1 protein-coding gene is annotated in these 471 nt (G+C 43.3%); it reads left to right on the top strand.

The window, feature by feature from the left end:
- Window positions 1-471, top strand: a 471-nt coding sequence (locus tag HR9077_RS20935) for a glycoside hydrolase family 3 N-terminal domain-containing protein (protein ID WP_136069238.1), incomplete at both ends; no start/stop codon positions are given.

Genomic DNA, 471 nt, shown 5'->3' on the forward strand with positions numbered 1-471 from the left:
ATGCAACAAGCTGCGGCAAAGTCGAGCTTAGGCGCACCATTATTTATTTCAATTGACCAAGAAGGCGGACGTGTTGCACGTATTCCTCGTGATATTGCCACTTCATTTACTGGTAATATGTCGATTGGCGCAAGTTATGCGGTTCACGGCACCAAGTTTGCTACACAATCTGCACAAGTGATTGCTGATGAATTAAAAGCCATTGGTGTGAATGTTAACTATGCACCAACTGTTGATGTAAACATGAACCCTGATAACCCGGTTATTAATGTGCGCTCATACGGTGAAGATCCAACACTTGTGAGTATTTTAGGTGGCGCACAAGTTGCTGGCTTTGAAGGTAATGGCGTAATTACCTCACTGAAACACTTTCCAGGCCATGGTGATACAAACGTTGATAGCCACACCGGCTTGCCAAAAGTAATGCACGATAAAGAAACTATCTGGGAAAAAGATTTACCTCCGTTTCAA

The sequence above is a fragment of the Modicisalibacter radicis genome, assembly GCF_900961225.1.
GTDB lineage: Bacteria > Pseudomonadota > Gammaproteobacteria > Pseudomonadales > Halomonadaceae > Modicisalibacter.